This window comes from Pseudomonas sp. GW821-FHT10C09 (genome assembly GCF_059415465.1).
Genome location: NZ_JBWKNG010000041.1, coordinates 1 through 23,106, shown reverse-complemented (window position 1 = coordinate 23,106; position 23,106 = coordinate 1). Strand labels below are relative to the sequence as shown.

Sequence of the window (23,106 nt, the reverse complement as noted above, 5' to 3'; positions counted from 1 at the left end):
GGCGCGATTGGACTCGAACCAACGACCCCTACCATGTCAAGGTGACCCCGAAACCGACACAAGCATTTGATATAAAAGGAAATATAGGTGTTTTCCAATAGTTTGAAAATCGCCACATCACCCTATAAGAATCAATAACTTAGCGTTGTATATTCCTACAGTAGTCAACGTGCGCAAGGTCCAGAACCGACGCCGTCAGATGTGACACCAGATATCCTAATAGACACTACTCGCTTGGACATATCTAGCGTGAACGTTCTTATCCCCCAAACGATTGTGGCAACTTTTCCTGCCACAGAAACGAGCCTCATTCCTGCGGCCTGAGTCAAGTCCGCAGGGCCGATAGGCTCACCGTTTTCCACAGCCCGGAGACCGAGCCCTGACGCTATGCAGCTACCAGAATCCATTTGACAATCGATCACCCAATACGTCCTGGATTTAAAGGGAGGGTCATTAGCCTTTTCTTTCTTAGGTGTCTCAACAGTGTCGATGATCGTTCTGATCATCAAAACACTGCCGTTTAAGATGCAGTAAGGCATCGCCTCAATTCTTCTCGGCTCTGCCACGCCTGCTGTTGCAGCAAGCAGTCCAAGTGAAGCAACGATCAGTTTCATTCGCATTGGATCGGCCCTAGCTTTTCCAAATAGTCTAGCTGCCCTCAACGACACGCGACTAATGCGGTGTTTTGGGGAAGAAGGTCCACAGAAAAAATCCCACCTACGGCATCCTGCCGACCGAACACCACCCCAAAACTCTACTGGACGTCGCTTCATACTCGCCTAAGTTTTGCGCATCAATTACTGTACATCCAAGCAGTATTAATAAGGCATGACCGTGGACCCCCTCGAAATCGAAGACACCAGCGACTGGCTTGGATGCCCAACTGAGCTTGAGACCTGCCGTTCCTTCCTGCGCTTAACCGAGAACGAGGTGCAGGAGCCGACCCTGTAATTGCGCAAAGCCCGCGAAGACATCTTCGGCCTGGTGCAAATGCACGCAGATGCCACCAAAGAATGCGGCGCGCTACGTGCCGAACTGCTGAAGGCCAAGGCTGACCTCGCAGATTCAAACCGTAGAGCTACCGATATCGAGACGAAAAGCAATTGGGAGCTGATGGCCAACGGTAAGCACATCAGCGAGCTCATGGTGAAAATCCGTGAACTGGCTGGCGAGTAACCGTTCAGCACCGCCATTACCGGTAGATTTCCGCCCAGCCGTCCTGACGGGGCATACGGAATTCAATCAGCTTAAATTTGAACTACCCTACTATTCCGCTTCTCCATCAGTTTCAACTAGCCAGATCAAGTCAAGGAAGAATGCCATGAGATGTCTTGCCATCTTTGCCTCAGCCCTGCTGTCCGCCAATGCATATTCCGCCAACCCGGCCTCAACTACCGACGATGAGTTTTACAAGGCCTATTCGGTCGTAACCGCGGAAGGCCGACTGCCCATACGCAACGTCGTGGTAAAGAGAGTCACCAAAGATTTCACATCGTATCGAGGGTTTCAGATCAACTGTGAAAGTCATTTGATCGGTTCGACCGGGTTTTACGGTTCAACAGATGCGGCACTTCGAGAGTTATCCACTCTTAAACCATCAGATAAAGCCTTCAAATTGCTTACGGACGAAGTGTGGAGAGCTGCGTGTGGGGCTGAACAGCCAACGATGGTCAGCGATAGCGCTCAACCACCCAAAGCATCGTAAGCCCTTTCGCAAGTCACTCCTCTTGCTCTGGCTTGGTCAGCAGCTTCAGCCAGGTCGCCCGCTCGCTGGTCAGCGCGCTTGAGCACGTCGGCGAGCAGAAGAGCGGCGCGGGCTGCTACCTTGCTTGCGGCGGCAGTGCAGGAATTGCCGCTGGCTTCACTGGCTGCGAGTCGATTGGCAATGGCGTCGGCCGCCCCGCGCAGGCTGGCAGCAGAAGCACGAGCAGCGGCAGCATCATCAGTTGCTTGATTGATCGTGCGTTGACCATCTTGAATCACCTTATTGATTGACTGTTGGTAGGCCTGTTTCTTCGTGCGCTCCGTTGCCTCATTGGTAGCTCGGGCCTCGGCATCACGTGTATCGCGCTCATTCCATGCGGACTGCCACTCGGCTACCCACGGCAACAAGCTGCGCGCTGAGCGGGACAAGATCGCGCCCAGGTTGAAGGAGTTGGCCGAGGCTGGAACGCCCGTCGCCAAGGCTGCGAAAGAATGCGGCATGGAAGCCAAGCGCGTCCGGCTCATAGCTCGCGAAACGGATTCAAGTTCACTTCATGAAGCGGCTCAGCAACCAGGTGCGCCAGCGCCGACGACAGACATGGCTGGATCTACCGGCCCACGGAATTGAAGAGGCAGGCCATGGCCAAGGAACAGCAGGAGCTGACGGCGGAAGCCATCAAGCAGCGCAAGAAGCGCGAGAAGGACGCGGTCAAGAAGCCCGCGTTGGGCATCGAGAAGTTCACTGTTGAAGTCACCGGGGTGTTCAAACCTGACATCAAGCGCCTGATGAAAGTACACGGTTTTAACAACCAGCAGGAGGTGTATCAGAACCTGCTGCGCAATGTGATCGCCGCCGACTTCGATACCGCCGCCCAGATGCTCCGCTGTGTCACGACACCGTATGAGCCAAGTGCAAAGGTGTCGCAGGAGTTCCGCAAAGAAAGTCTGCGGACTCTTCGCGACACGCACGGGGAGCCTGAAGATTCTATTGTAGCCGTATTTATAAAGCACAGCTCGATAGATTAAAAATCAATACTCTAGTATTTGTTCTGCCAGACCAATTCGTGCCCTCCTTGGCACCAACGCACAAAGATCATGTTGCGTCATAAATGGCCTTAAGCTCTTTCCTTTATCGCTGATGGCATACATCAACAAACACTCAACCTCCTCCGGCGAAAGAAGCGACTTGAAGATCGATATATATTGAGATGAATCCACTGATTTTGGTCTCGAGCGGCTATCTATATACTTAAGAATTTCTTCTAGAGTGGCAAAGTAATGCACTATCCTATTGCCATACTGCTCCATAAACCTATTGCAATAGTCACTCACTTGCTTTTGTTGATATTGCGTACCTCCTAAAGCGCGCGGAATGTTCTGATCGACGCCGTCATCCACCCTATCCAAATTATATGATCTAATTATGAGCTCGAATGTTGTACCATTTCCGGCGTCCTCCGCCCTTACTGGTGCCTTCACTCGATCAACGTTTTTAAGATGAAGCTGAATAAGCCCAAAGAAAACAGATTCAAAACTTTGTTGCTGGAAAACTTGAGTTTGCTCGGTTTGCATTGCGATAGCAGCACTTGCCTCTTTTCTTGCAGCGGCTACTTCTTCAGATTGAGATCTCAAGCTAAGGACTACTGCAATCAAAGCACAGAAACTTAGCAGCGGATTCAAAACACCGCCAAAGTAGTCACCAAACTGGCCCCAAACAGCCTGATCAGTTGATCGTATCGCTGGAAAGCTTACAAAATAATTAATGAGAACAGCAGCCATCAAAACGATTGCCGTGCCGACTATAATTTTAAGCCTATTTACAGAAATGCAGCGATTTATCAAGCGAATCGTATTGCGTGCCCTTCTACTCATGCTGCCCCCATTAATAAAGCTGAAATATTATCACTCTTCATCTGCTCGCTGCTGCATCTGGTCATGGCGCGTGGCACAGACGATATGAGATTTCAAATCTAAAATTTGCTCGGGCATTTGAAGAGTTGAATGCTCGCACTACTCAGTTTTGGAAAGCCACCCAGTACATACAGAGTCTGCACTTGATTTTTCTGCGCTATGAACCCTTCACAGCTATATCCGCATGACGCACTTGTGGTGAAGCAAACATTCTCACCGGTCAGCTCGTAGAGGTTATGCGGCCACGACAAGCAATCGTATTTACCCCCAATGGGGCAAGTTACCTGCTGAATATCGCCAGCGGCGAGAATTTGCGACCCTGGAAGACTTTGTATTTCGCCGTAGGCAAATACCTCGCTACCGGATGCAACGAAACACATCGCGAACAACAGCTTCAAAAATTTCAACACGGCTCCTTGATCCGGCTCCATGCCGGGCTGAACACAAATACCCCACTTCAACGAATCACGCCAGCCGGCGAAATTCACTACGGCGGTGTTGGCAGCGGATCATCTTTCAGTTTCGTCGTATGGAAAGACATTTCCCCTAAATTCCAAGTAACCGAATGCTCTGCTCCGCACCTCGTGCAAATAGCCTCGTCTTGAAGGTTGGACTCATTGAACGTCACTTCAAGCATTTTGCCGCAGCGTTCACAACCCGACATTTCAAGTCCTCCAAATTATCGAACACTAATTATAGCCCCAATCACCCTTTCCACCGCCCGGGCATGACCCGGCATAGGACGCCCATGTCTCCCTACAAAATATCCGGGACAACGGTCGTCAGCTTTTCCGGCGGTCGCACCAGCGCCTACATGTTGCGCCAGGTGCTGGATAACAACGATAACCTCAGCGATCTGGTCGTCACCTTCGCCAACACCGGTAAAGAGCATCCAGCCACGCTGGAGGTCGTCCAGCGATGTGCCGAGCAATGGTCAGTGCCGATCACATGGCTTGAGTTCCGCGATAACGAGGCCGGGTTTGAGGTAGTGGACTTCAACAGCGCCAGTCGCCAAGGCGAACCGTTCGAGGCGCTGATCCGCAAGCGCAAGTACTTGCCCAACCCTGTGACCAGGTTCTGCACCATCGACTTGAAGATCCGTATCATCCACAAGTACCTGCGCAGCCTGGGACTTTCGACGGAAGACAACCCAGTAGACATGATGACTGGCATCCGCGCCGACGAGTCCCGCAGGCTCGTGAATATTCGGCATCGGAAGAGCATCAGCGAAAGTAAGTGGGCCACGATGGTAATGCCTCTGGCTGATGCCGGTGTCGGAGTGCAGGACGTGACGGACTTCTGGGCCAGCCAACAATTCGACCTGATGCCGCCGACAATCAATGGCCGCACGCCGGAAGGCAATTGCGACCTCTGCTTCCTGAAGGGCGCCGAGCAGGTCTACTCGATCATCGCTAGTGACCGCCTCAAGGCTGAGTGGTGAGCTCGCATGGGAAGCTCAGTTGTATCCGGCGGCGAGCGCACCGGTGACGGCGATCGGTTCCGCAGCGACCGCCCCTCCTATCAGCAAATGCTCGACTACTCCGACAATCAATTCGACATGTTCGCAGAATTCGATGAGGCAATTAGCTGCTTCTGCGTTGATTGACGAAACTAACCACGATAACTCTTCAAGCGTTTCTTTAAAGAAATGTAAAAAGAGGATGCCCCATGAAGACTGAGCAGCTCCTCTTTAACCCGATTAATTATTTTCCCATCAGGGACACAAACAAATTCGTTTCCTATCGAGGTTGTCACGATAAACCGCAGAGATTTCAACTCTGCATGCCAGTCGCTTTCAAATTGTTCAGCAATCGAAGCGTACCAACCCTGCCCATCCTCGACTAGAACAAGCCAATTTGCATATTCACCATGAGCGAGCTTCATCGGCAGAGGACTACTTGCATCCAGGCTGAAGTTTTGCATAAAAAATTTTGCCTTTCTTCTACTCCCCATGCGCCACCCTACAGTCATAACTTTGAATTCTCTATCACCGCTATTCACGACGCGCATATCAATATAATGCTGTTGCCGCTCGGTGTATCCAGCGCTAAGACTAACCACTACCATTGGAAAAACAGACAATTTCGCTTTAGGTTTCGAACCACTTCTTGCCAAGTAAAGTGAGACAACAACAGCACTTATCGTACCGATTGCGGCAAGCCAATTTGCGAAACCGTTAATTATCTCCCACTGATTTTTTGATACGCCCCAGAGCATTGCTTCCATTGTTCGCTCCTATCCATTGACGCGGACTGAAGCGAAATAGTGACATTTTGATGAGGGAACCACCATGACCAATCTCTTCTGGCGCCTGGTCGCCAAGTTGCTTGCGCGCCCGGCCGTTGCCGCCTGGCTATACCAAGCACCGTGGGTTGTGGGTTCAGATCTTTGCCTTCACCGTGGCCAAGGGCCTGGCCGAACGCAACAACGCCGAACTGACCTTGGTTAAGAAGGAAGCGGAGAAGAAGCGCCAGCGGCACACGCTCGACGGTCTGAAGTCGATCATCGATGCCGCGACCACCCCGCCTTGGCTAAGGCGCGCCATTCGCCTGGCACTGACCAGCCTCCAGCGACGTGAGGACATTGTCACCTGGCTGAAGTCTGCTGCCGACATGGACAAGAACACGCTGACGGTGTCGCCTGGGAAGACTCAGGGCTATGACAACCCGGTTCACCTGAAAATCACCATGGGAGCGGCGCTGCGTGAGGTTGTCGGCGAGTGCCTGCGGTCGCCGCTGGTGTCGCCGTATCTCATCCACTACAAGCCGAAAGCCCGACGCCGGGAACAGATCGATGCAAAGGACCACTGGACTTCGGTGACCCCGGACTACCTGACCAAAGAGTTCAGCAAGGCCCGGGATGCAGCGCACGCCTACGACCATGTGCCGGCCGGTGAGCGCCCCACTTTTCACGAGATTCGCGCTTTAGGGGCATGGCTGTACGAGCAGCAAAATTTCCCACAGGAATACATTCAGGCTTTGATGGGGCATGCGGACGAGAAGATGACGAAGCACTATCAGGAGGGGCACGACGAAAAGAAGATCGAGCACCTGGAGGTGGGCGCCGAGTTGGCGTTTTGAGTGGGGGGTTTTGCAAAAGTTTTGCAAATCGCAGAAAGCAAAAAGGGGTCACCGTTTCCGGTGACCCCTCTAGACCGCCCAGCAGAGCGGATTTTGTTTGGTAGGCGCGATTGGACTCGAACCAACGACCCCCACCATGTCAAGGTGGTGCTCTAACCAACTGAGCTACGTGCCTGCTGTGAGGCGGCATTCTACGGAATTCCGGAGGGGTGTCAACACCTTTTTTCGAGCTAACCCTATGAATATGCAAAATATTTAATTTTGCGGCTTCGACGAAGATTTTCCGGTGGCTGGCGGTCGATTTTTAACTCGGGTAGGATCAAGGCACTCGTAAAATATATTAAACAGAGGCAGCAGGATGGCGAACACTCCCTACCCAGAGTCCTATTACGCCGCATCGGCCAATGCGGTTCCGCCGCGCCCGGCTTTGCAGGGTGAAGTAGAGACGGATGTCTGCGTGATCGGCGCCGGTTACACCGGTCTGTCCTCTGCCCTGTTTCTGTTGGAGAACGGTTTCAAGGTTACGGTTCTGGAAGCGGCCAAGGTTGGGTTTGGCGCATCGGGTCGTAACGGCGGTCAGATCGTCAACAGCTATAGCCGCGATATAGATGTGATCGAGCGCAGCGTTGGTCCCAAGCAAGCGCAGTTGTTGGGGCAGATGGCGTTCGAGGGTGGGCGGATCATTCGTGAGCGGGTCGCCAAATATAATATCCAGTGCGACTTGAAGGACGGCGGTGTGTTCGCGGCCATTACGGCCAAGCAGATGGGTCATCTGGAATCGCAGAAGCGCCTGTGGGAACGTTTCGGTCATACGCAGCTGGAGCTGATGGATCAGCGTCGTATCCGTGAAGTGGTGAATTGCGATCAATATGTCGGCGGCATGCTCGACATGAGTGGCGGGCACATTCATCCACTGAACCTGGCGCTGGGCGAAGCGGCGGCCGTCGAGTCGCTCGGCGGCACTATTTATGAGCAGTCGCCAGCGGTGCGCATCGAGCGCGGCGCGAGTCCGGTGGTGCATACGCCAGAGGGCAAGGTCAGGGCCAGGTTCATCATCGTGGCGGGCAATGCCTACTTGGGCAATCTGGTGCCGGAACTGGCGGCCAAGTCGATGCCTTGCGGGACACAGGTCATCACCACCGAACCGCTGGGCGAGGAATTGGCGAACAACCTGCTACCGCAGGATTACTGCGTCGAGGACTGCAATTACCTGCTCGACTATTACCGCCTGACGAGTGACAAGCGGCTGATCTTTGGTGGCGGCGTGGTGTATGGCGCGCGGGATCCGGCGAACATCGAGGCGATCATTCGACCGAAGATGCTCAAGGCGTTCCCGCAGCTCAAGGACGTGAAAATCGACTACGCCTGGACCGGCAATTTCCTGCTGACCCTGTCGCGTCTTCCGCAGGTCGGACGGATCGGCGACAACATCTACTATTCCCAAGGTTGCAGCGGCCATGGCGTGACGTACACACACCTGGCGGGCAAAGTGCTGGCCGAGGCGTTGCGAGGTCAGGCGGAGCGTTTTGATGCGTTTGCTGACCTGCCGCACTACCCGTTCCCCGGCGGACAATTGTTGCGCACACCGTTTGCGGCGTTAGGCGCCTGGTACTACGGGCTGCGGGACAAATTCGGATACTGATACAAAAAAGGGGCCGCTGAATGCGGCCCCTTTTTTGTAGGAGCGGTGTTTACAGCTTGTCCCGCTCAATGCCGCTGCGGATTCGCAGAATGTCGGCGAGTACCGCAAGGGCGATTTCAGCCGGTGTCTTGCTGCCCAGGTTCAAACCGATTGGCGCATGAATTCGCGCCAGCTCGGCCTCCCCCAGACCACCAATCCTGCGCAACCGCTCAAAGCGCTTTTGCGACGTCTGCATGGACCCCATCACACCGATGTAAAACGCCTCGGTGCGCACTGCTTCCATCATCGCCAGGTCATCGATGCGCGGATCGTGGGTCAACGCCACCACCGCCGTGTCGCTGTGGCAACCGCCGTCAGCAATGAACACGGAGGGCAACTGACGACGAATCTCGACGTTTTCCAGCACCACGCCTTCCAGCACCTCGTCGCGCGGATCACAAAGAATCACTTCGAAACCCAACCCGACGGCGAACTCTGCACACGCCTGCGCAACCGAGGAATACCCGGCCAGCAACAAGCGCTGGGCCGCACCGATCCGCACGCGCACCCGGTCGATCTCACGCTCGATGCGCACGCCCTGCTCGCGATCATCGAACAGGCTGCGCGCACCGCTGGCCAGATCGACTTCGCGGATCAGCCGACGCTGACCCAACAGCGCCGACTCCAGTTCTCGCAGATGCGCCTGAACCTCACAAACCGGTTCAAGGTTCTCCACCAACACATCGAGCACACCGCCACAGGGCAAACTCACCCGAGAGCGCGGATCATCACCCTCGCCATAACGCACGACGCTGACTGCTGCCAGAAACGCCCCTTCGGCGACTCGCTCGAGAAAGTCCTCCTCGACACAGCCACCCGACAGCGAACCGATCCATTGCCCGTCAGCGTTCACCGCCAGCAGCGAACCCGGCGCACGAGGCGCCGAGCCGTAGGTGGCGAGCACCGTGCACAGCCAGACGCGCTGGCCGGCCGTCGACCACTCCAGCGCCCGGTGCACCACTTGCAGATCGAGATGCTGCATGTCAGTGCGCCTTGTGCTCGAGCGGCGGCGCATCAGCCCGCAACTTCTGCACGTCGCTCACCGCCAGATCTGCCGGCTGACCACCCCAACCCTGACGCAGGTAGTTCAGCAGATCCGTCAGTTGCTCGTGACTGAGCTTCTCGGCGAACCCTGGCATCGGCTGCATGTGTTCGAACCCGGCAAACTTCTGCTCGCCGATACCGTCGTCGATCACCCGCACAAGGTTGCGTGGATCTTCCAGGCGCAGCGTGGTGTTGCCGCGCATGGCCACCGCGATGTGCGGCTTGCCTTCGCCACCGACCGCGTGGCAACCGGCGCAGACGTTCAGGTATTCCTGACGGCCGCGTTGGGCGCTGGCCGTGAGCTTGTCCAGCGGCACGTCAGTCAGCACCTTGGCCTGTGGCGGTTGATCGCCGAGCAGGAAGGTCGCCATCGCCGCGAGGTCCGGGTCATTGAGGCCCTGGGTGCTGTTGTGGAACACCGGGAACATCTCGTTGAACATCGTGCCCTGGGCGCTCATGCCGTGCTTGAGGAACGAGCTCAGGTCCTGATGGTTCCAGCCGCGAGCCGCCAGGTCATTGGCCAACAGGCTCGGTGCCAGATAGCCATTGAGCAGGCCGCCGGTCAGGCGCTTGTCCTGTTGCATCGCACCCGGCAAACCGCGCGGGGTGTGGCATTCGCCGCAGTGACCGAGCACGTCGACCATGTACTGGCCGCGCTTGAAAGCATCGCTTTTACCCTCGGTGGACGAAAGCTGCACGTCCTTGCCGTAGAGCATGTTCCAGCCCATCAGGCCCAGGCGCACGTTGAACGGAAAGCTCAGGCTGGTGACCGGTGCTGCACGCTCGATCGGCTCGACGGTTTTCAGGTACGCGTGAATCGCGTCCGAGTCGTCACGCGGGATCAGGTGATACGAGGTGTACGGCATTGCCGGGTACAGGTTGGCGCCATCGCGGCGCTTGCCTTCGGTCAGCGCGGCGAAGAATTCGTCATCGTTATAGAGGCCGATGCCGTGCTCTTTACTCGGGGTGATGTTGGTGCCGTAAATCGTACCGAACGGCGAGACAATCGGCAGACCGCCCGCGTACGGCGCGCCACCCGGCGCGGTGTGGCAGGCCATGCAGTCAGCGGCACGGGCGAGGTATTCGCCGCGCTTGACCTGATCTTCCGCGTGCGCCAGCAACACCGGCGCAGCCAGACCGACCGCCAACGCCAGGCGGGAAAGTAGTTGCTTCATGCTTAACCCTCCTTGACCAGGCCGAGATCGGTCAGCACGTTGCGCGTTGCGCTGTAGTAACGCACGTAGCCTGTGCAGCGGCAGATGTGGTGACCGAGGCTGTCCTCGATGACTTTTTCCAGCTGGCTTTTGACGATCGGCTGACGCTGCAGCTTCTCCACAAGCACCGTCGCGGCATTCACAAAACCCGGTGCGCAGTAGCTGCACTGGAAAGCAAATTCGTCGACGAAGCGCTGCTGGATCGGGTTCAGCTCAGTGACTTTGCCTTCCTCGTCGCGTTTCGCGTGGCCTTCGATGGTCCGCACTTTTTTGCCTTCAAAGTAATGCGCGCCGGTGATGCAGGTGCGCACTTCTTCGCTGGTGCCGTCCGGGTTATCGACGATCACCACGCAGGCGTGGCAGATGCCCTGGCCGCAGCCCAAACGCGAGCCGGTTAGGTTTTTGTATTCGTGCAAGTAATCGATCATCGGCAGGTCATCAGGGATGTCCACCGGGCCGACGGATTGACCGTTGAGGGTCAGTTGAAGCGGACGGTTAGCCATTGAGGGCCTCCTTGATGCGTGCAGAAGTGATAGGCAGGTCGCGGACCCGTTTGCCGATGGCGTGTGCCACGGCGTTACCGATGGCACCGACCACCGGGATCATCACCACTTCGGCGATGCCCTTCGATGGATCGCTCGGCGACAGCGGCGGCAGGATTTCAGCCGTCTGCTTCCAGACCGCCACGTGGCGCGCCATCGGCAAGCGGTAACGGTTGAAGTTCCAGTCACCCTCCCCCGGCCCGCCTTCGTACAGCGGCATCTCTTCCATCAACGCATGGCCGATACCCATGGCGATCCCGCCTTCGATCTGGCCTTTGACCAGCTCTTCCACCAGCACCCGACCGCACTCGACCCACGAGTGATGGTTGAGTACTTGCACTTCGGCCGAACCTTTGTTGACTTTCACTTCCACCAGCGTCGCGACCGGGCTGTAGTAAGTCACTGCCGCGTTGTTCAACTGGGTGTCCGGGTAGTGCACGTTCTGACGATCCAGCAGGTGGAAACCGGCGCTGTTCATTTGCGCCTTTTTCACGCTCGGTGCGCCATCGCCGTACTTGACCGCCAAGCCGTCGAGCGGCAGACGTTCGCGCACACCGTCGATGCTGAACTCGGCCTCGGCCCAGCTCCAGCGGTTGAAACCGTGCACGGTCGCGCCGGTGACCAGGCCCTTCTCGTGAGCGTGCTTGGCCAGCTGTTCAAAGCTCAGCGGCTGCATGCCGTTGGCGGTGAGTTTGCCGTCGACCCAATGTGCATCTTCGCGACGCACCACGTAAGGATTCGCCGAGCCGCCGTAAGGGCCCTGGCTCCAGATCTGCAACGCCGCCGGCCACAAACCGTGGTTAAACAGCACGCGCGCCGCTTCACGGGTGGCGTGGCTGAAGTAGTAGGCGGAGTTAGTGGCCGACGACGCCGACGCGATCTTGCCAACCCAGCGCGGGTTGCGCAGCAGGCTGTCCTGTTCGGCCTGACTCATGATGTAAGGGTTGCCGCCGCTGATCAGCTGCAACTCTTTCCATTCGGTCTCGCCAGTCTTCACTTCCGTCGCCGCGATGCCGAGGAAATCGGCCACGACCAAGGCTTGCGAGGTCGACATGCCGGTGCCGATTTCGATACCGATGTGGCGCAGGGTGATGTGCCCTTGAGCGGTGAATTCGATGCTCGCCATCGGCGCTTCGGAGCCCGTGCCGAAGTCTTTTTGGCAGATGCCGAAACCGATGCCGTACCAGTTATCCGGATCCTGCGCTTCGCGCTGCTTTTTGATCGCGGCGCGGTTTTTCCAGACGTCGTGAACGGCGGCTTTGTCGAGAATCTCGTGCAAGCGCAACGCACCCGCCGGCACTGCGCCTTGGGTGTTTTTCATGCCCGAGAGCATGGCGTTTTTCTTGCGCAGGTCGATGGCGTCGATGCCAAGGCGATCGGCAATTTCGTCGACCATCATCTCGGTGGACGCCATGCTTTGCAGGGTGCCGTAACCCCGCATCGAGCCGGCTTCAACGGCGCGGGAATGATAGGCGGTAACCTGCAAATCGTTCTGCGGCATGTAGTAGATCGACTGCGCGGCCGTGGCGCCAACGGCCGCCACGGAGGGGCTGTAGTTGACTCGGCCACCGCCGTCGACGCTCATTTCGGCGCGGAAAATCTTGAAGCTGTGATCGGTCTTGTCCACAGCCAACTGGTAGCGGATGTCGAACGGATGACGCTTGATGCCGCTCTGGAATTGCTCATAGCGGTCGTTGGCCAGACGCACTGGAACACCCGCGCCGTACAACGCCGCGAGGGCCGCGTAGTAGACGAAAATGTTGTGGTCTTTGGAACCGTAACCCACGGTGTAACCCGGGTGCATGTTCAGGTTCGCCAGGCCGAAGCGCGACGGCGCGATCATCTTCGCGGTCTCGGTCGCCGCTTCCAGTGGGCACTGGGTCGCCACCACGAAATGCAGGGTCTTGGTCGCCGGGTCGTACCAGCCGTTGCCGTTGTCCGGCTCCATCGCGGCGGGTTCGATCGATGGGGTTTTGTAGCGCTCGTCGAACACCAGCCAGTTGTCCGGCGGCGTGTCGATCTGCTGTTTCATGCGATCGGCGTAGAACAACCCACGCTCGGTCAGGTTGCCGTGCAGGTTCGGTTGGGAATTCCACACCGGGCGACGGTTTTTCAGCATCGGAAACAGGATCGAATCCTTGAGGCTGGCGAATTCGTCTTCGTCCGCCGAGGTCGCCCCGCCCACACGCACATAGCGGAAGCTGCCGTAAGGATCGCCTTCGTAGAACGGCACTTGAGCACCGTAACGAATCGCTTTGTCATTGAATTTGAGTTTGGCCTTGGCCTGGCGGAAGCGCTCGAAGTCGTTCCAGATCAGAATGGCCACCGGGTGACCGATGAACATCGGCACCTTGCCTTCCGGCAGCAACGGATCCGGCGCGTGCTCTTCCGGGAAGACGATGCCGTCTTTCTCCAGGTCGGCTGCGGTGACGATGCGGTCAGGCTGCAAGTCGGCGCCGAGCCACGACAGGTCCATGCCCGCGTAGATGCGGTCGGCCTTGATGGTTTTCAGCAGCATGGCGTGGCCTTGCTGCTGGGGCCAGCCCGGCATGTCCTTGGCGCGGATGTCGCGGGCGAAGACTTTGCTGCCGCAGACCTTCGACAAGGCATCGTTACGCGAGCGTGCCTTGCCGTTGTTGCCGAGCCATTGCTCGGACGGCACGGTCACGCTGTTTTCCATCAAGGCGGCGAGCGCCTGACTGCTGAGCGGCGTGAGCGTCACGCTCACACCTGCCACCAGCCCGCCCTGAAGGAACGAGCGCCGGGATATTTCACGGTTGGACATGGATCATCCTCTGGGCGGTTATGGGCCCGCCCTTTTGGTTACGTACTGGAATTCTTGAGTCTAGCGGAAGCCCTTTTTGACGATGCAAAGGGCTGAATTTGCCAGCGCAAAGCTGACCGAAAGGTTAAGTTTATAGACTTAAGCCCTTACGGCAAACAAAAAACTGACCAGCGAATCAAAAAACTGCGACTTTGCGACGCAGCCGATCGATGAACCGTACCAGAGCGGGCTGACCCGTCAGTGGCGAGGGATGATCTGGTAACTCATCGACATTTCCCCGGACGCAGCAATGGGCAAGTCGAACAGTATTCAGCGGGCTCGGTGGCGAGGTAGTAGAAGCAACAGGTTCGGCGAAAGCGAATGCTGCGCTGCCCGTCGTCCAGCAGCGTGGGCGGTCGGCGGAAATGGCTCAACGGGTTGTAGTCGAGCCCGAACAGCGCGGGCTCGGCGTGTGTCAGCAGCCAATTGAAATCCGCTTCACAGCGCTGACGCACTGACAGGTCATCGATTTTCGCCATGCGCTTTTCATACAGCGAATACACGCGCACCGCCGTGTTTTCCCAGAGGATGCGTCGGGAAACACCCGTGACCCGGTTGAAGGTTTGCCACAAGGGTTTCAGCAGTCCAGCGAACAGCCCCTGCACCAACGCGTCCCGCCAGGCCTCGCGTTCATTGGCCCCGTACGTCAACGGCTGACCGTGATGCAGCGGTATCGAAGACGTCCACAGCCCGTCATCGTGGCCGTACTCAATCACCGTATTGTCGAGCGTCAGCAACAGCCCTTTGTCATACACCGACATTGCATACAAACACGCGCCGGTCGCCAGAAACGACAAGCGCTTGCCCAGCAGCGAGGCCGTGATCGCCCGGGTCGACGAGCCGATCACCGGGCCCAAGAGGTCCAGCAGTTGTTCGCACACGTCCTCCTGCAACAAGTCCCGGGCCACCAACGAATGCACCGGATCACGCTCGTCGCTGTCCTTGAGCCGCAGTCCACCGGACAACACCGCCCATTCCGACGCCGTGAAATAACGCGCCAGGCTCATTGCGGTAATTCCCGGCCAAACGGAATACACAAGGGCGTCCCGAAGAATGGATCGGGAATGATCCGGCAGTTGAGGTCGAACACGGTTTTGACCAGGGACTCGGTCAACACCTCATCGGGTCTGCCCTGGGCAAACGCCGTCCGGTTATGCACCGCCACCATGTGGTCGGCGTAACGACAGGCCAGGTTGAGGTCGTGCAGCACCATAATGATGGTTTTGTTTTCGAGCCGGTTGAGGTCGCGCAGCAGGTCCAGCACTTCGATCTGGTGCGCCAGGTCGAGGAATGTGGTCGGTTCGTCGAGCAGCACGATGCCGGTGTCCTGGGCCAGGGTCATGGCGATCCACGCACGCTGGCGTTGCCCGCCGGACAATGCGTCCACCGGTCGATCCGCCAGGGCCTGCAAACTGGTTTGCGCCAGCGCACGGTTGACCATGGCTTCGTCTTGCGCCGACCACTGTTGCATCCAGCTCTGATAGGGATAACGCCCCAGCGCCACCAACTGCCGGACAGTAATGCCCTCCGGCGCGCTGGGGGTCTGAGGCAAAATGGCCAATTCCCGGGCCACCGCCGCCGTGGACTTTTGCTGGATATCCACACCGTTGAGAATCACCGAGCCCTGCTGTGGTTTCAGCAGTCGGGCGAAGGATTTGAGCAAGGTGCTTTTGCCGCAGCCGTTGCTGCCAATCAATACCGAAATCTTGCCCTTGGGCAGTTGCATGTCCAGCGCGTCAATAATCACCTGGCGCTGATAACTCAGGGTCAGGCCGCGACTTGCAATCGACGTCATACGTTGAATTCCTTAATGACGTTGTTTAATCAACAAATAGAGAAAAAAGGGTGTGCCCAGCACGGCGACAAAAATGCCGGCCGGCAGATCCAGCGGCAAAAACAGTACACGCCCGACCAGGTCGGCCAGCACCACAAGGTTCGCCCCGACCAGCGCCGACATCACCGCCTCACCGCCAAAACCCGGAGCCACCAGACGCTTGGCAATGTGCGGCGCAATCAACCCGACAAACGCAATCGCTCCACCCCAGGCAATCGCCGCACCGGCCAATGCCACACTCACCAGCAACAAACCGGCGCGTAACCACTGCACGCGAACGCCAATCCCCTGGGCCAGATTGTCGTCCAGTTGTTGCACCCTCACCTGCCGGGCCAGCAGTACCAGCAGCGGGCAAATACCCAATAACCAGCGACCCAACGCCAGCGGTTCAGGCCAACTGGCGCCATACACGCTGCCGGTCAGCCAGACATAAGCCGACAGGGTCGTGGTCAGCGGGCTGAAGACCAGAATGAAGGTGGTCGCGGCGGTCAACATCGCGCTGATGCCGACGCCTATCAACACCAGTCGCAGCGGTGACGCCCCCTGTTTCCACGCCAGCAGATAGATCGCCAATGCCGCCAGCCCCGCACCGAGCATTGCCGCCAACGGCAGATACTGTTGGCCCAGCGCGACAGAGAAAAACGACAAATACAGCACCGCCGCCGCACTGGCGCCGCTGGTGATTCCCAGCAAGTCAGGTGAAGCCAGCGGGTTGCGGATGATGCTTTGCAGAATCAACCCCGACACCGACAACGCCGCCCCCACCAACGCGGCCAGCAGCATGCGCGGAAAGCGCAGTTGTTCGACGATGAATGTCAGGCTGGCGTCCTGACCCGACAGCAAAATGCGCAACACCTCAAGCGGCGACAGCATGACTTTGCCCAAGGACAGCGAGCCGAGCATGATCAGCGCCGTCACCAGTAACGCCGCCAGCAACCGCCACAACGTGGTGACATTGACCCGCCGGGAAAACCCGCTACGGCGCCAGGTCAGGACCTTATCCATAACAACCTCCACGTCGCGCCAACAGAATGAAAAACGGTGCGCCGAACAACGCCGTCATCACGCCCACCGGCACTTCCTGAGGCAGGATCAACACCCGCGACAAGGTATCCGCCAGCAGCAGGACAATCGCGCCGAGCAGCGCGCACCCTGGCAGCAACCAGCGATGATCGATGGACAAACCCTTGCGCACCATGTGCGGCACCAGCAAGCCTATAAACCCGATGCTGCCGGCCAATGCCACCGCACTGCCCGCCAGACAGACCACCAGCACGCTCATCAGCAGCCGGATCAAACCGGTTCGCTGACCCAGGCCGGTGGCGATCTCCTCGCCTGCGCCAAGCACGTTGACCTGACCCGCCAACAACATCGCGCCGAACAACCCAAGTACGCCACACAACAGCAATGGCGCGGCAACCGACAGACTGCGCTCGGTCAGCGAGCCGGCCAGCCAGAACAGCACCGTGTCCAGCCCGTCCTGATTGACCACCAGCAACGCCTGGCTGAACGCGGAGAACAACGCCGCCATCGCCGCACCCGCCAGCACGATGCGCAATGGGCTGAGACTGCCCTGCCCCATGTTGCCGATCAGCCACACCAGACTGCCAGCGACGGCCGCGCCGAGGAACGCGCACCACAGCCAGGCATCCGGGGATGACAGGGAAAACAGCGAAGAACACAGGATGATAAAAAACGTCGCACCGGCGTTGATCCCGAACAACCCGGGGGACGCCAGCGGATTGCGCGTCAGCGCCTGCATCAAGGCGCCTGCCACTGCCAGACTTGCGCCCACAGCCATCGCCATCAAGGTGCGCGACAGGCGCGTGGTGGTCACCAACACATGACTGACGCTCAGCGGATCGGGATGCACAAACGCGACGGCAATGTCCGACAACGGAATCCAGGTCGCGCCGACCGCCAGGCTCAGCACGCCGCTGATCAGCAACACGACGCCAGCCATCCACAGTTTCAAACCATTGCTCATGAGGCCACATCCGCCGTGACCAGCCGCGCAACGTCATCAAGCATCAGGTTAGCTCCCAGCATTCCGCCCGACAGGCTCCAGGCCACGCCATCGACCCGCCACACCTGTCCCTGTTGCGGCGCACGCATTTGCTGCCACAGCGGATGCCGCACCAGGCTTTCATAGTTGCGCTGTACGGCCGGTTTCTCGGCGCGCAGGAAGACAAAGAAAATGTCGGCATTCACCACCGCCAGACTCTCCTTGCTAGTGAGTTTGATCGATACCCCGCGCGCGGCCCGACCGGCCTCACTCCAGTCGAACCCCAGCTCGGTGATCACCGAACCTGGAAAACTGGCCGGCAAATAACTGCGGATATGGTCCTCGCGGACATCCAGAATCGATACCGTGGGCGGCCAGCGGCCAGCAAACTTCTGCTGCAGTTGCTGGCGCAGTTGCGCCGTGCGCAGGTGCCATCGGTTCAACACCTCGTCGACGCGCTGCTGGCGGTGCAAGGCAACGCCCATCAGCGCCAGGGTCTTCTTGAACTCGAAGACTTCCTCCAGCATCACCACCGGGGCGATCTGCTTGAGCAACGGTGCGATGCGTTCATGGCGAAAGCGCGAGGCGATGATCACGTCCGGCTTCAGCAGCGCGATGTCCTCAAGGCTGGGCTGGGTCTCCAGCCCGACATGGGGCACTGGCTCAAGCGCCGACCGCAGATAGCGATAGGTGGGCTTTTCACTCCAGGAGTCGACGATGCCGCACGGTGTGATGCCCAACGCCACGGCGCTGTCGGTGGCGCCCTGAAACAGCGTGATCACCCGCAGCGGCGCGGCCTCGGTCTGCGCCCACGCCGAAGGAGCAAACCTGAGTGCAAGCACACCCAACGACAGGCGCAGCAGCGTACGCCTCGAAGGTGTGTTGATGTGTTCGTTCTTGAGCGGGCCCGACAGGCTTGGCATGCTCAGAAGTCGACCGTGGCCGAAAGGAGGTAGGTGCGCGGGGTCGCGAGCGTCAATCCAGGCTCGCTGTCATCCGAAGCCCCGGCAGAACTCCAGTAGCGCTTGTCGGCTACGTTCTCGACATTGGCACGCAGGGTAATGTTCTTTTCCTCGACCTTGAAGGCGTAGCGCGCGCCGACATCGAAACGCGTCCAGGCATCGATTTCCTTGTCATTGGACTGGTCCAGATACTGCGAGCTGGAATAGATGCCGCGGCTGGTCAGGGTCAGGCCTTGCACGCTCGGCACGTCCCACTCGGCGCCCAGGCTGACGTTGTATTCCGGCGTCGCCGGCGCGCGGTTGCCGTCAAAGGTGCCGTTGGCGGTGTTGGTCAACTCGCTGTCGATGTACATGACGCCGCCGAGCAGGCGGAAGCCTTTGAGCGGCTCACCGAACACACTGACTTCAACACCGTTGTTTTCGCGCTTGCCGTTCGGGCCGAACACCCGCGTGGTGGCGTTGGTCTCGTAGGCCGGCTGCTTGATCCGGAACACCGCGGTGGTGATGGCGAACGCCCCCGCGTCGTACTTGGCACCAACCTCGACCTGCCGACTGATGAACGGCGGGAAGATCTCGTCCTCGTTGATCGAAGTCGACGGCGCAATCTTGCCCTGGCTCAGGCCTTCCATGTAGTTGGCGTAAAGCGACAGCTTGTCGGTCGCCTTGAACAGGATGCCGCCCGACGGCGAAACCTTTTCCTCATCGTAGGCCGTGTCGCCTTTGACATCGTCCGTCCAGTCGTCAACCTGCACGCGCTGCCAGCGAGCGCCGAGGGTCAGCAACACGCGGTCATCGAAGAAACCCAGCGTGTCGGCCAACGCCACGCTGCTGGAGCGGTTCTCGGTATAGACCTTCGAATCGAATCGCGTGGGAATGTTGGGTGTCCGTGTTTCCACGGGGTGGTAGATATTGCTGGGCGCGGCGGCATAACGGGCGCCGCCGTTTTCGAAGTCCATGTAGAAGTAGCTGGCAGCCAAGTTGATTTCATGGCTCACCGGGCCGGTATGAAACCAGTTGCGCACACCGGCATTGGCCGTCCGGACATTTTCGTCACGGGTGAAGTCACGTGGCAGAACGCTGAAATCGCCCGCGTTGTTGGTGACCGCGACGGCGTGCCGGAGAAAGTCATGATCACTCTTGCGCGCGCCCACACCGCCGTACAGCATCACGGAATCGCTGACATCAAATTCGCCGGCCACCGTCCCGAAGGTGTCCCTGGTACGCGCTTTGCTCCATGGCTGCGCATAGTTGTGGCGAACGTCGCTGGCATGCGGTACCTGCGCGTTGGCGCCCACTTGCACGCGTTCCTGCGGGGCGTCGGTATCACGCTCGGTATGCCCGACGTCGGTCGAGAGCCGCAGTCGTTCACCACGAAAATCCAGGCCCAGCACGGCCATGTCGCGGTCGACACTCTGGTGATCCCATTCAGTGTCGCCAGACTGCTTCACGCCGTTGAAACGAACACCGAACATGCCATCTTCACCAAAGCGCCGCCCCACATCCACGGCCCCGCCGATCTGGTTGTCGGACGCATAGTTGGTGGTGAACGAAGTGATGGGCGCGTCGGTGGCGCGCTTGGGTACTACGTTGATCCCGCCACCCACGCTGCCCCGCGGCGAGATGCCGTTGATCAGCTGGCTCGGCCCTTTGAGGATGTCGACGCGGTCGGCCATTTCCATGTCGATCGTGTACGTCGGCAGGACACCGTAGAGACCGTTGTAGGAGACATCGCTGTTGAACAGGCTGAGCCCGCGAATGGTGAACTGCTCATACCGCCCGCCAGCCGGGTTGGTAGCGCGAACCGAAGGATCGCTGGCGATGAGGTCGCCCAAGGTACGAGCCTGCAGGTTTTTCACCGTTTCACTGGTGTAGGTGGTCTCACTGAACGGCGTTTCCATGAAGTCTTTAGAGCCCAGCAAGCCTTGCGACCCACGGCGCGCGACTTGCCCACCGGCATACGGATCACCATGCGTCGTGTCCGCAGCCGCGAAAATCGAGGTGGCGCCCAGTTGCAGGGTGCTGCCTGTTTGCGCCGGGGTCAGCATATAAGCTTGCTCGCCCACCGGCTGCAGTTGCAGACCGGAACCCTGTAGCAGCTGGGCGAAGCCCTCCTCCACGGCGAAGTCACCGGAAAGACCGGGGCTGGTGCGCCCGCTCACCAGTCCTGGCTCCACCGACAGATTGACGCCAGCCAGCCCCGCGAAACGGGTCAACGCAGCGCCGAGGCTACCGGCCGGCACCTGATAGCTGCGGCGCGACGCGTCTTCGGCCCAACCGGCAGTCATGAACAATGGACAGGCACTCAGGCTCAATAACAGACTCAAGTGCAACAACGGGCGCAACCTGGATGGAGCCAGATGCGTACTGCCAGGCATCACTACGGGCATTGTGAATCTCTCTGATTTCGTTTCACTTACCTTGAATGACAAGCGACACGAAAAAAGGGGACACGCTTTAAACACTATTTTTGCGCGGCACCAGCGTGACCCAATAACGCGTACGCGAATGCACCTCCAGCGGCAAGCTCGCCTCCAGCAGCGCCAGGATGCGATCAGTGTCTTCCAGGCGAAAACTGCCGGTGATGCGCAGCGATTCCAGTGCTGGCTCCCAACGCAACACACCCGGACGATAAGTGCTGAGTTCGCGCAGAAAATCCCCCAAGGGTTGGTTCTGCGCCATCAGCACACCGTCACGCCAGCCTGGGGCCAGCACGTCGAATGGTTCCACAGCGCCGGCACCGGCCACTTGAAGGCTGACTTGCTGGCCGCCGAGCAACGAAAAGACCGGCCCGTGCAGAGGCTGCAGCTGCACCGAGCCTCGAAGCACTGACACCTTGCAGCCCGCCTGCCCCTGACGAACGCACACTTCGCTCTGACTGACGATCACTTGCCCGAAGCGCGTGAGGATTGTCAGCGGCGAAGTCCCGGGCACATTCAGCGCGATTTCGCCTTCCAGCAGTTCCAGACGCCGGTTCTTCAGGTCGATATCGACGGCACTGGCCGTGTTCAGTTGCACAGAGATGCCATCAGCCAGCTGGACTTTTTTACGCTCCCCAGTGGCGGTGCGCAGGTCCGCACTCCAGACATCCAGAGGCAACTGTCGACTGATCAGCCACGCGGTCGGCACCAGCGCCACCGCCCCGACGGCGCGCTTGAGTACCGTGCGTCGACTGGCTTGCGGCCGGTCCAGGCTGGCCATGGCCAGGGCCGATGGCAGGTCGGCAAAGCGTTGACGCAAGAGTTGCGCTTTCTGCCAGGCCTGCTCGTGACTGGAATGGCTATCGCGCCAGCACTGCAACTGCGCCCGATCCCGCTCGTTGGCGTAGCCGGATTCCATGAGGGCCAACCATTGTGCGGCGGCCCGCACGACTTGTCGGGCTTCAGCCGAAGGTGCCGAACCGCTCACAACTCCACCAGCAGGCAATGTTCATAGGCTTGAGCCATGTAGCGCTTGATCGTGCGTTCCGAGACTTGCAGTCGCTCAGCGATCTCTTGATAACCCAGGCCTTCCAGCTGACTCCAGAGAAACGCCCGTCGCACCGGCCTCGGTAATCCATCGAGCAATTCGTCGAGGGCTTGCAGGGTTTCCAGCAGAATCCAGCGCTGCTCGGGGGACGGTATGCAGTCCTCGGGCAGCAGGGCCAATGCATTGAGGTAGGCCTGCTCCAGGCTGCGACGTTTATAGAAGTTGGTCAGCAGCCGCTTGCCGACGGTTGCCAGGTAGGCGCGAGGCTCCTGGAGGTCGGCGATGCGCTGGGTGCTGGCGAGTAAACGCACGAAGGTATCCTGGCTCAGGTCCGCCGCATCGCAGCCATTGCTCATCCGTCGTCTCAACCAGCCTTCGAGCCAGCTCCGGTGATCGCGATACAGGTCGTGGAAGGTTTGCTCAGGTGGCATCGCTGCATCACTCATCTAAAGAAAACCCTGCGCGAAGAAATATTTTAAATGCGACTCATTCTAATTAGTGTTGTGAGTTCAAACCAAGCCCTTTGTGTGAGTTACACCCGGTAAATGCTTGAATTGTTGAATGACAGGCAGGAAGTTCGGCCGCGCAGGCACCGGTATATCGGGGCTGCGGGTTAATTGAGGGGAAAAGAGAAAAAGCCAAATCGCAGACACAAAAAACCCCGGTCTTTCGACCAGGGTCTTTGCTATCGACTCAAAGTAAGCACTGGCATGACCAGCGTCTTTCTTTGTAGCTCCAAGGCGTTCAGTGGGCCTTGAAGCAGATATGGCGCAGCGGACGGGACTCGAACCCGCGACCCCCGGCGTGACAGGCCGGTATTCTAACCGACTGAACTACCGC

General features: G+C 58.6%; 21 protein-coding genes, 1 tRNA gene and 1 pseudogene. 6 read left to right on the top strand and 17 right to left on the bottom strand.

Annotation, left to right across the window (positions count from 1 at the left end; genetic code table 11):
* Positions 1–164: 164 nt before the first annotated feature.
* A complete protein-coding gene (locus AC07N8_RS28640; protein ID WP_493147014.1) occupies positions 165–614 on the bottom strand; it encodes a hypothetical protein in 450 nt (149 codons plus the stop codon).
* 337 nt (positions 615–951) lie between these two features.
* Between AC07N8_RS28640 and AC07N8_RS28635 the strand changes: the two genes are divergently transcribed.
* Positions 952–1,176 carry a hypothetical protein gene (locus AC07N8_RS28635; protein ID WP_493147016.1) on the top strand — a complete coding sequence of 75 codons (225 nt, stop codon included), beginning with the start codon at positions 952–954 and terminating at the stop codon, positions 1,174–1,176.
* Positions 1,157–1,705 (top strand): hypothetical protein, encoded by a 549-nt coding sequence (locus tag AC07N8_RS28630; protein WP_493147018.1) that lies wholly within the window; start codon positions 1,157–1,159, stop codon positions 1,703–1,705. Before AC07N8_RS28635 ends, AC07N8_RS28630 begins: the two co-directional genes overlap by 20 nt.
* Here AC07N8_RS28630 and AC07N8_RS28625 read toward each other — a convergent pair.
* The gene (locus AC07N8_RS28625) at positions 1,684–2,205 is read right to left on the bottom strand and encodes a DUF2514 family protein (RefSeq protein ID WP_493147021.1); all 522 of its coding nucleotides are present in this window, start codon (positions 2,203–2,205) and stop codon (positions 1,684–1,686) included. The genes AC07N8_RS28630 and AC07N8_RS28625 overlap by 22 nt on opposite strands.
* 138 nt (positions 2,206–2,343) lie before the next feature.
* Between AC07N8_RS28625 and AC07N8_RS28620 the strand changes: the two genes are divergently transcribed.
* A complete protein-coding gene (locus tag AC07N8_RS28620) occupies positions 2,344–2,730 on the top strand; it encodes a hypothetical protein (protein WP_493147025.1) in 387 nt (128 codons plus the stop codon).
* Between the two features lie 3 nt (positions 2,731–2,733).
* On the opposite strand, the gene AC07N8_RS28615 is transcribed toward AC07N8_RS28620, so the two are convergent.
* The gene (locus AC07N8_RS28615) at positions 2,734–3,576 is read right to left on the bottom strand and encodes a putative phage abortive infection protein (protein WP_493147028.1); all 843 of its coding nucleotides are present in this window, start codon (positions 3,574–3,576) and stop codon (positions 2,734–2,736) included.
* Positions 3,577–4,363: 787 nt separating this feature from the next.
* Here AC07N8_RS28615 and AC07N8_RS28610 point away from each other — a divergent pair.
* Positions 4,364–5,221 (top strand): annotated as a pseudogene (locus AC07N8_RS28610) (phosphoadenosine phosphosulfate reductase domain-containing protein).
* A 5-nt stretch (positions 5,222–5,226) separates the two neighbouring features.
* Here the strand turns inward: AC07N8_RS28610 and AC07N8_RS28605 are convergent.
* Positions 5,227–5,841: a hypothetical protein gene (locus AC07N8_RS28605; protein WP_493147030.1), complete on the bottom strand. Its 615-nt coding sequence runs from the start codon at positions 5,839–5,841 to the stop codon at positions 5,227–5,229.
* A gap of 146 nt (positions 5,842–5,987) precedes the next feature.
* Between AC07N8_RS28605 and AC07N8_RS28600 the strand changes: the two genes are divergently transcribed.
* Complete coding sequence (locus AC07N8_RS28600; protein ID WP_493147032.1) at positions 5,988–6,695, top strand: tyrosine-type recombinase/integrase; 708 nt, start codon at positions 5,988–5,990, stop codon at positions 6,693–6,695.
* Positions 6,696–6,793: 98 nt separating this feature from the next.
* Here AC07N8_RS28600 and AC07N8_RS28595 read toward each other — a convergent pair.
* Positions 6,794–6,870, bottom strand: a tRNA-Val gene (locus AC07N8_RS28595).
* 183 nt (positions 6,871–7,053) lie between these two features.
* On the opposite strand from AC07N8_RS28595, the gene AC07N8_RS28590 reads away from it, so the two are divergent.
* Positions 7,054–8,337 carry an NAD(P)/FAD-dependent oxidoreductase gene (locus AC07N8_RS28590; RefSeq protein ID WP_493147034.1) on the top strand — a complete coding sequence of 428 codons (1,284 nt, stop codon included), beginning with the start codon at positions 7,054–7,056 and terminating at the stop codon, positions 8,335–8,337.
* A gap of 49 nt (positions 8,338–8,386) precedes the next feature.
* Here AC07N8_RS28590 and AC07N8_RS28585 read toward each other — a convergent pair whose 3' ends face one another.
* The 12 genes from AC07N8_RS28585 to AC07N8_RS28530 all read right to left on the bottom strand — a co-directional run bounded on the left by AC07N8_RS28585 (position 8,387) and on the right by AC07N8_RS28530 (position 22,712).
* On the bottom strand, positions 8,387–9,358 hold the full coding sequence (locus tag AC07N8_RS28585) for an XdhC family protein (RefSeq protein ID WP_493147036.1): 972 nt from the start codon (positions 9,356–9,358) through the stop codon (positions 8,387–8,389).
* 1 nt (position 9,359) lies between these two features.
* Positions 9,360–10,595: a c-type cytochrome gene (locus tag AC07N8_RS28580; protein ID WP_483840131.1), complete on the bottom strand. Its 1,236-nt coding sequence runs from the start codon at positions 10,593–10,595 to the stop codon at positions 9,360–9,362.
* Positions 10,596–10,597: 2 nt separating this feature from the next.
* The gene (locus AC07N8_RS28575) at positions 10,598–11,137 is read right to left on the bottom strand and encodes a (2Fe-2S)-binding protein (RefSeq protein WP_046026867.1); all 540 of its coding nucleotides are present in this window, start codon (positions 11,135–11,137) and stop codon (positions 10,598–10,600) included.
* Positions 11,130–13,961 carry a xanthine dehydrogenase family protein molybdopterin-binding subunit gene (locus AC07N8_RS28570; protein WP_483840132.1) on the bottom strand — a complete coding sequence of 944 codons (2,832 nt, stop codon included), beginning with the start codon at positions 13,959–13,961 and terminating at the stop codon, positions 11,130–11,132. Before AC07N8_RS28570 ends, AC07N8_RS28575 begins: the two co-directional genes overlap by 8 nt.
* A gap of 263 nt (positions 13,962–14,224) precedes the next feature.
* Positions 14,225–15,007, bottom strand: a complete 783-nt coding sequence (locus AC07N8_RS28565; RefSeq protein WP_493147040.1) for an IucA/IucC family C-terminal-domain containing protein — start codon at positions 15,005–15,007, stop codon at positions 14,225–14,227.
* The gene (locus AC07N8_RS28560; RefSeq protein WP_493147045.1) at positions 15,004–15,795 is read right to left on the bottom strand and encodes an ABC transporter ATP-binding protein; all 792 of its coding nucleotides are present in this window, start codon (positions 15,793–15,795) and stop codon (positions 15,004–15,006) included. The genes AC07N8_RS28565 and AC07N8_RS28560 overlap by 4 nt, the downstream gene beginning before the upstream one ends.
* A gap of 12 nt (positions 15,796–15,807) precedes the next feature.
* Entirely contained in the window at positions 15,808–16,839 is a 1,032-nt protein-coding gene (locus tag AC07N8_RS28555) for a FecCD family ABC transporter permease (RefSeq protein WP_493147048.1), read from the bottom strand.
* Positions 16,832–17,821, bottom strand: coding sequence for a FecCD family ABC transporter permease (locus AC07N8_RS28550; protein ID WP_493147050.1), 990 nt, complete (start codon positions 17,819–17,821; stop codon positions 16,832–16,834). Before AC07N8_RS28550 ends, AC07N8_RS28555 begins: the two co-directional genes overlap by 8 nt.
* A complete protein-coding gene (locus AC07N8_RS28545) occupies positions 17,818–18,762 on the bottom strand; it encodes an ABC transporter substrate-binding protein (RefSeq protein ID WP_493147054.1) in 945 nt (314 codons plus the stop codon). The genes AC07N8_RS28550 and AC07N8_RS28545 overlap by 4 nt, the downstream gene beginning before the upstream one ends.
* A 2-nt stretch (positions 18,763–18,764) precedes the next feature.
* Entirely contained in the window at positions 18,765–21,188 is a 2,424-nt protein-coding gene (locus AC07N8_RS28540; RefSeq protein ID WP_493147056.1) for a TonB-dependent siderophore receptor, read from the bottom strand.
* 67 nt (positions 21,189–21,255) lie between these two features.
* Positions 21,256–22,206 (bottom strand): FecR domain-containing protein, encoded by a 951-nt coding sequence (locus tag AC07N8_RS28535; RefSeq protein WP_493147058.1) that lies wholly within the window; start codon positions 22,204–22,206, stop codon positions 21,256–21,258.
* Positions 22,203–22,712: a sigma-70 family RNA polymerase sigma factor gene (locus AC07N8_RS28530; protein ID WP_483840140.1), complete on the bottom strand. Its 510-nt coding sequence runs from the start codon at positions 22,710–22,712 to the stop codon at positions 22,203–22,205. The genes AC07N8_RS28535 and AC07N8_RS28530 overlap by 4 nt, the downstream gene beginning before the upstream one ends.
* Positions 22,713–23,106: the final 394 nt, after the last annotated feature.